This is a genomic window from Candidatus Methylomirabilota bacterium (assembly GCA_027293415.1).
GTDB lineage: Bacteria > Methylomirabilota > Methylomirabilia > Methylomirabilales > CSP1-5 > CSP1-5.
Genome location: JAPUFX010000060.1, coordinates 1 through 6,114 on the forward strand (window position 1 = coordinate 1; position 6,114 = coordinate 6,114).

Below are 6,114 nucleotides of genomic sequence, written 5' to 3' on the forward strand. Positions count from 1 at the left end.
GGCCGCGACGTGGGCCGAAAGTACCTGGCATGGCTCGGCGTGTCGAAACACGGCTCGGTAACGTTGGCTTTAATCGATAGGGGGGAGCAGAGCCAGGCCCAACTAAGTGGAACGGGACCTGGCCTTCGCTTTATCGACAAAGACGGGAAGGTCATCTGGAGCGCACCGTAAGGGGACCTGGCACGTCACCGGAGATAGCAGCATGAAGTCCGTTTGCGGTATGGCTGCCTGCCTCGCCATCATGGGTGTGCTGGTCACCGGCGCGGACGGGGCTCCTTTGACGAATCTAAAGACACAACCCGAACGGCCTGGCCACCAGGAACCGGTAGACGGCGAACCGGCTACGGCGACCCCCCGGGTGGTCCGGGATGTTCTTGCCACCGCCGTGGTCGACCGAGAACCCGTACAGGTGCCCTCCCCCGTTCCCGCCGAGGTTGGTCGACTCTACTACTTTACCGAGGTTGTCGAGGTGGCCTGGCCGACGACCATCCTCCATCTTTAGTACTGGCGAAATCGCAATGTCAGTGTGGTCCTCCTCGAGGTCAACGGGCCGCGCTTCCGGACCTGGAGCTATAAGACCATTTCCCCAGCTTGGACCGGCGAGTGGCGGGTGGAGGCCCGTACGCCCGACGGCACGATTCTCTCCTCGAAAGCCTTCCTGGTCGAGCCTGCCGAGGGAACGGACGATGAAGGAACCGATCAAGAACGCTGAACAGCGCGCCGAGCAGCCATCACCGAAGGGGTGGCACCCGACCGGTGATTCCGCGGCTTGACACTGCTTGAGCAGCAGGGGATACTGATGGTCTCCTCCTAGCCCACATCCGGCAGAATCACTTTCGCTCCATGAGACATGAGAAAAGAGGCGTTTTCGGGTATGAAATGGCTCGGCAGGGCTTTTTGCTTTTCGAGCCGAGCACGATCACGGTGTGATCTGGGCAATTACAGTTCCAAAGAATAACGACGGATGTGCGAATCAAGACTCGATTAAGACTTGCTGTATTGATGGTGCTAGCCGTATCAATTGCTCTGCCAGCTTACGCCCAGGAGACATCGTGGAACGAGCTCAATGAAAAAGTTACAGCCCTGTATGAACAAGGACGATATGCAGAAGCAGCCACGATAGCGAAAGAAGCATTGAAGGTTGCAGAAGACACATTTGGTCCCGACCATCCCGCTGTGGCCACAGCCCTGAACAATCTGGCGGGGCTGTATCAAGTCCAGGAAAGGTATGCCGAAGCCGAGCCCCTGTACCAGCGGGCGCTGGGCATACGCGAAGAATCCCTCGGGCGAGAGGATCCCGCTGTGGCGACCCTCCTCAACAATCTCGCGGAACTGTACCGAGCCGAGGGCAGGTATGCCGAGGCCGAGCCTCTCTACAAAAGGGCCCTGGCTATCGATGAAAAGGCACTTGGGAAGGATGACCCGGGTGTTGCAACAGACTTGAACAATCTAGCGCTACTTTATTATTCGCAGGGCAAGTTTGCCGAAGCCGAACCCCTGTACCAACGGGCACTGGCAATATGGGAAAAAGCCTTAGGGCGAAACGATCCCCAGGTGGCCACCGCCTCGAACCATCTGGCGGAACTGTATCGAGCCCAGGGCAAGTACGTTGAGGCCGAACTCCTGTACCGGCGGGCAGTGCGCATATGGGAAAGAACTCTGGGGCGAAACGATCCCCAGGTGGCGATAGCGTACAACAATCTGGCGGACCTGTATCGAGTCCAGGGCAAATGCGCCGCAGCCGAGACTTCGTACAAGAGTGCCCTGGCGATTATGGAAAAGACCCTGGGGCCAGACCATCCCGAGGTGGCCGCGTCGCTGAACAACCTGGCGGGGGTGTATCAAGCCCAGGGTAAGTATGCCGAGGCCGAGCCGTTGTTCAAGCGTTCCCTGGCCATAAAGGAAAAAGCCCTGGGGCCAGACCATCCGAAAGTGGCGACTGTGTTGAAGAATATGGCAAGGCTTTACAAGAAGACTGGAAGATTGGATGAAGCAAAAAGGTTTGAGGAACGGGCACAAGCCATTCGCTCAAGAAGCCAGTAATGCGTAAGGCCGAGAAGGTCATCTGGAGCGCACCGTAGGAACTAGATCATGAAGAAATAAATGTAGGAGAAGGCCGTGGAGACTTTTGAAGATCGCCTTAAGAGATTTACCGTACAAAGCGAACGCGAAATTCCTCTTACATTGCTAAACTCAATTAATAATAACTTTCTTCCCGAAATTCGTACGGCTCGTGAACATGGGTTCTACTACCTGCCATGGTTGGGAATTCACGCAATCATACAAACGATATCGGAGATGATCTTCGGCAAGACCGGTCTTGAGGGGACGCGGTTTTACTTGGAAAAGTTCGTGGATGGTCCAACAACCGATACCAAATTCTCACTAATCGCAGAATATGTCCATGAGCTCCGCAATATTATTGCGCATCGTTGGTTCTCATCACTCTCGCACTTCCTTGTGATAGATGACCGGATTCAAGAGGGATGGAGGCAAAATGGTAGGGAAATTACAATTAACCCAACAAAATTTGTGGATCAGTTCCTTGGTGGCTTTGGTGCTGATGATAGAATTTGGGGCTGGCAGGAGCACGTATCTGAAATGGAACTTACTATAGGAAAATATAACTACATAAAGCGTTGGCTTGCTCTTGACAAGGAAAATCACATCGCGGTAGCAATTAGAAAGCTTGCTGACTGCAAAACGCTTCAGGAAGTCCGAGGACAGGAGCCAGCAATTAAGAAACTAATCTTTCAGGAGTACAATCTTACCTGAAGACGGGGAAGCGTGTGAGACGTGCTAGGAGGGGCGATGGGTGATTGGCGGCGATACTATCCGGGTCTGCTGCGTGTTCGGAGATCAGGTGACGGTTCGGTATATCGGCATTTATACCCCCGAAACCCATCATCCCATGAAAGGGGTTGAACACTACGGCGAGGAGGCATCGGATGCCAACCGCAAACTGGTGGATGGCAAAACGGTCAGCCTTGAATTTGACGTGGAGCAACGGGACCGCTACGGGCGACTACTGGCTTATGTCTTTCTGAAAGATGGCACTTTTGTGAACGCTTGGCTGGTGGAGTATGGATTCGCGCAGGTGATGACCGTGCCTCCGAATGTAAAGCACCAAGACCTGTTCCTCAAACTCCAGCGGAAGGCGAGGGAGGCTGGACGGGGGCTGTGGAGGTGACGTATGAGATAGACTGCCGGAAAGCGCGGTCCTTTTGCAGCCCACGTAATAGTTATGTGTAAGTACGAGATTGGAGGAGTGCCAAATGAGCGGATCATTGAGCGAAGAGACAACACAACTATTTGATGCCATTGCTGGAATACTATTGAGGTGCTTTCTGTTCACAGTAGGTGCCTCGCTCTTTGTGTGGGTAGTGGTTTTACTAGGAGGAGATACCCTTTATCAGATTTATACGATCTTGATTGACATGTCTCGGCAGGATTATGACCAGTTTACTCTCTATACGTTGACGCTTATAAAGGTATTAAACGTCCTGTTCTTTTTGATTCCGTTTCTGGCAATTAAGCACTTTCTGGCCAGTAAGAGTAGAAAGACATAACAATCGCATCAAGGCGGTGCGGCGGGAGATGGAGGGGAAACGGGGGCGGTAAGTGGCAGGCAGCAATGAATATCCAATCCAGATTAATTATTCCTCTATCCGTTCAATAAATGCGATGCATTGTGGAAAAACGCCGTTGATGAGTGTGATAGCATGTTCGTTCAAGAGTGCCGCTAGCCGCCCAGCTGCTGCTGCGCCGACTCTCTCGCGTGGTATTTCCAAATCTCTTGCTGATCCCAGCGACTCAAGCCAGGGAACTTCACCCCGACTCTGCCATGATCCGCCCACTTCACTGTGCAGGAAGTCTGTATGAAGCGGTTGCTGAGAGGGAGTTGGAACCGGAGGATCAGTTGGGCACCCACCGGGATTGCCTGTTGCGTGGTAAGGAGAGCCCCGCCGGTCCCGATGTCGGTTATGCGCCCCTCCTGCGGGCGGTCGCCTTTGATGTGGTACTCCACCGGGATGTCGCAGGGAATACGAGGCGAGTGTCGCGTATCAGTTGGGTTATTCATGGTGACGGCGGAAGGGAAGAATCCGGCGATGGGGAAGGCTCCCCGAGAAGCCGATCGACGACAGCGCCGATCAAGGCATCCTCTGAGGGATTGAGTGCGAGGAACTTGACCCCTATCCCGGTGATCACACCCGGCCCGATCTCCACCCAGACTACTTGCGCAGGGATCAGCAGCATGTGGGAAGTCTCGTGCAGCTCAAAAGAGAGCAAGGTCACAGTCCCTAGTGTGGGCGGAACATCCATAGTGGTAATAAACATCCCGCCCCTGCTCTGACTCAGGCAAGTGCCATGTCGCTCCTTTCCCGCCCCGGTGAACTCCACATCGAACTGGACTCGGACTCGGGGATGGGCTCGTTTTCTTGCGATGAACCCCCATTGGAGTATCCGGTCTGCGTCGACCGGCTCATCAAAAGCAAAGCCATGGGGGACGCTCGTTATCAGATCGGTTGACATGGGCCTATCACGCCAGACAACAAGCCCGGGCAGCGGTTTTTCCTCCATGACCTGGACCACTACCGAGGTCCTAAGGGGGACGGTCTCGGGCAGCAGCAGTCCCAGTCCCCCGGGACTGATGGAGTTGGTCTTGCCGGTGATCACCTTGCGCGCCTCCTGGCTTAGGAGAGTGCACTCTACGGGTAACCAGACCATGAGGCGCGGGTAACCGCGGACATGTGTGTAGGAAGACACAAGTTTCCTCCACGGCGAAGGAGAGCAAGGACCATGCCAGAGCGAGGGGTCCTTGCCGAATAGACGCTGTTTGAGCGAAGACAGGGGGGATGACGCGATGAACGAGCCAACGATGGAAACCCTGGCAGGACGGCTGGATCGGGTGGAGCAGGAGAATCGGTGGTTGAAGCAGGCCGGAGTGGTGGCCCTGGCCGTGATCGCCGCTGTGGTACTGATGGGGCAGGCCACAGGGAGCAAGGTGGTTGAGGCGCAGCGGTTCATCCTGAGGGATTCGAAAGGGATAAATCGTGGCGGCTTGCAGGTGATGGACGACGGCAGGCCGATCCTGCACCTTGCGGATGAGAATGGCTTGACACGAGCCGAGCTGGTCGTGCTCTCGAATAATACGCCAGCCCTATACTTCTATGACTATGAAAGGGGCCGCGACGTGGACCGAAAGCACCTGGCATGGCTCGGCGTGTCGAAACACGGCTCGGTAACGTTGGCTTTAATCGATAGGGAGAGGCAGAGCCAGGCCCAACTAAGTGGAACGGGACCTCGCCTTCGCTTTATCGGCAAAGACGGGAGGGTCATCTGGAGCGCACCGTAGCTTGAGAGGGAGGGAGATGGAGGGGAAACGGGGGCGATGATCAGAACAACACGGGCAACGGGAGGCATCAAAGTCGAGGTCATCCGGGATGACACCAACCAGGTGATCTGGCGAAAATTTGTCCTATGGAGGAGTATCGACAGGTTGCCAGAAGTCTTTGCGCACGCGTCTCGCGAGCAGGAGCGCTATGGCACGAAAGGAGGAGGCCATGGTCGAGCTAGAGATTGAAACCCTGGCACGACGGCTGGAGCGGGTGGAGCGGGAGAATCGGCGGTTGAAACAGGCCGGACATGTAGCCATAGCCGTGATCGCCGCCGTGGTGCTGATGGGGCAGGGAATAAGGAAGAATGCAAGATGGCGAAGCAATTAAAAGTCGTCAAGAAAGAAACAGGTGGCCTAGGGACGAGGAGGATATATCGACTAGCGTCCTGTTGGACATGCTTGCAAAGAAGCTCGAGGATGTTGTCTTCGGCACCGAGGAGGCGGCGTGATGAAAGGGATCATGCAGTACACAACTATTGACCCAACTCAGATTACTTCTCTGTCGTGGGAATGCCCTCAATGCTACACTGTGATCCTAGTTCAAAAGCCCGCGGAAGCTAGTCGGGGGCTTATAATTCACCGCTGTTCGATATGCCAAAGCAAAGCAGGAGGCGCGGACGGGATCAATTTGGGACGAGTTTTTGACGTATTCGAAGGTTGGGCAGAGCAGAAGATTCGGTTTGTCTTGCCCGAAGAAGGGGAGGCGGCGTGATGGG

At 55.1% G+C, this 6,114-nt stretch carries 10 protein-coding genes; 7 read left to right on the forward strand and 3 right to left on the reverse strand.

The genetic code is table 11. The features are described from left to right. Positions 1-202: 202 nt before the first annotated feature. The 5 genes from O6929_04400 to O6929_04420 all read left to right on the forward strand — a co-directional run bounded on the left by O6929_04400 (position 203) and on the right by O6929_04420 (position 3,190). Positions 203-502 carry a hypothetical protein gene (locus O6929_04400; GenBank protein MCZ6479639.1) on the forward strand — a complete coding sequence of 100 codons (300 nt, stop codon included), beginning with the start codon at positions 203-205 and terminating at the stop codon, positions 500-502. 24 nt (positions 503-526) lie between these two features. Next, entirely contained in the window at positions 527-712 is a 186-nt protein-coding gene (locus tag O6929_04405) for a DUF2914 domain-containing protein (protein MCZ6479640.1), read from the forward strand. Positions 713-1,002: 290 nt separating this feature from the next. Beyond that, positions 1,003-2,043 (forward strand): tetratricopeptide repeat protein, encoded by a 1,041-nt coding sequence (locus tag O6929_04410; GenBank protein ID MCZ6479641.1) that lies wholly within the window; start codon positions 1,003-1,005, stop codon positions 2,041-2,043. 75 nt (positions 2,044-2,118) lie between these two features. Further along, complete coding sequence (locus tag O6929_04415) at positions 2,119-2,775, forward strand: hypothetical protein (protein ID MCZ6479642.1); 657 nt, start codon at positions 2,119-2,121, stop codon at positions 2,773-2,775. A gap of 40 nt (positions 2,776-2,815) precedes the next feature. Beyond that, on the forward strand, positions 2,816-3,190 hold the full coding sequence (locus O6929_04420; protein ID MCZ6479643.1) for a thermonuclease family protein: 375 nt from the start codon (positions 2,816-2,818) through the stop codon (positions 3,188-3,190). Positions 3,191-3,742: 552 nt separating this feature from the next. Here the strand turns inward: O6929_04420 and O6929_04425 are convergent. Next, positions 3,743-4,081, reverse strand: coding sequence for a PilZ domain-containing protein (locus tag O6929_04425; GenBank protein ID MCZ6479644.1), 339 nt, complete (start codon positions 4,079-4,081; stop codon positions 3,743-3,745). Further along, complete coding sequence (locus O6929_04430) at positions 4,078-4,767, reverse strand: PilZ domain-containing protein (protein ID MCZ6479645.1); 690 nt, start codon at positions 4,765-4,767, stop codon at positions 4,078-4,080. Before O6929_04430 ends, O6929_04425 begins: the two co-directional genes overlap by 4 nt. 97 nt (positions 4,768-4,864) lie before the next feature. On the opposite strand from O6929_04430, the gene O6929_04435 reads away from it, so the two are divergent. Together O6929_04435 and O6929_04440 are read left to right on the forward strand one after the other, a co-directional pair. Beyond that, the gene (locus tag O6929_04435; protein MCZ6479646.1) at positions 4,865-5,356 is read left to right on the forward strand and encodes a hypothetical protein; all 492 of its coding nucleotides are present in this window, start codon (positions 4,865-4,867) and stop codon (positions 5,354-5,356) included. Between the two features lie 187 nt (positions 5,357-5,543). Continuing rightward, positions 5,544-5,726, forward strand: coding sequence for a hypothetical protein (locus tag O6929_04440; protein MCZ6479647.1), 183 nt, complete (start codon positions 5,544-5,546; stop codon positions 5,724-5,726). A gap of 207 nt (positions 5,727-5,933) precedes the next feature. On the opposite strand, the gene O6929_04445 is transcribed toward O6929_04440, so the two are convergent. Further along, the coding region (locus tag O6929_04445; protein ID MCZ6479648.1) for a hypothetical protein at positions 5,934-6,114 on the reverse strand (181 nt) is incomplete at its 5' end.